The sequence below is a fragment of the Streptomyces sparsus genome (assembly GCF_054776295.1).
Window position 1 is genome coordinate 1 of the sequence record NZ_BAAHCA010001188.1, and the last position, 1,270, is coordinate 1,270.

1 protein-coding gene is annotated in these 1,270 nt (G+C 76.1%); it reads right to left on the minus strand.

Annotation, left to right across the window (positions count from 1 at the left end; translation table 11 throughout):
* A partial coding sequence (locus tag ACYVE9_RS27320; RefSeq protein ID WP_461030570.1) for a phosphodiester glycosidase family protein occupies positions 1 to 1,270 on the minus strand: 1,270 nt, incomplete at both ends.

Consider the following 1,270-nt stretch of genomic DNA (forward strand, 5'->3'; position numbering starts at 1 on the left):
CCCCGGCAGGCCCGAACGTCTCGTCGTGGCCGGTGGCGGTCAGGCTGCGGGTCAGCCCGGGAAAGACCCGCTCGGGACGGCCGCCCCCGGCCGGCTCGACACCCGGCGCGTGCGCGGCGGACGTCGTCGTGCGCACGTGGAAGCCCCGTACCTGCCCGCTGCCCGTGGGGACGGTGAAGGCCAGGCCGTTGGGCACCGGCCGTTCGCCGCCGTCCGAGGGGTTGTTCACCACGTGGAGCACCTCGCCCCCCGGCTCCCGGGCGACCAGGGTGGACGTGCCGCCGCCGTCCAGGTTCAGCGCGTTGTACGCCCCGGCCCGCCTCATCATCCGACCCAGCTCGGTCAGTGTCGCCCCGCCGCTGCCGGCCTGCCTGCCGTCCACGGTCACGACGTGCATCCTGCGCCCGTCCCGGGAGAACCCGACGGCGGTGCGCGGCGCGGAGGCGCCGTCGCCGCTGCTGTGCCGCTGTGCCACTCCGTCGACGACGAGCAGCTCCCGGCCGCCGACCGCGGTCTGCGGCACCGGTCCGCCGTCGGTGACGGGACGGTACTCCCAGGACACCGGGTCACCGGGCCGGAGCGCGGCGAGCAGCGCTGCGCCCTCCTCCCGGGCCACCAGGACGGCGGTGTGCTCCGCGATCGGGCCGGTTCCCACCGCGTCCGTGACGGAACGGACCCTGCCGCCGCTCACCACCACCTCGGCGACGGGTGTCGCCGTGTCCACCGTCAGCGCGCGGTCCGCCTCACCCCAGGCCGGGGTGTAGAGGCCGATGCCGCCGGGCGGGACGTCGGCGGCGTTGTGCGCGGCCAACGGGTGCGGGCCCGACGGGAGTCGCAGCGTGCCCTCGAAGTACAACTCCAGGATGCGACCGGCGCCTTCCGGTCCGATACCGGCGGCGCGGCCCGCACCCTGGGCAGGGGAGTGGGTGAGGGCCCCGTCCTTGATGCCGGGGCCCTGCGGCGCTCCCGTCTGCTGGATGTCGAAGAAGTCGGCGTTGACCGCGGCGACCGTGCGCCGTGCCGTGCCCGGGTCGTGTGCGGCGGCCAGGGCCGACAGCGGGCGCCGGTCGGTGACCCGGCCCGAAGAGAGGTAGTCGGCTCGCACCCCGCTGCCGTGGAGGTCCACGTCCAGCTCCGCGACGCGCAGCCACGAGTCCGCCCGCAGCCGTTCGTAGGACGTCAGGTGCACGCCCGGCGCCACCGGCCGCGAACTCCGCGCCGTCTCGATGCTGTCGCTGTCGGGCGCCGCCACCCGGCCCGACAGCCGGTA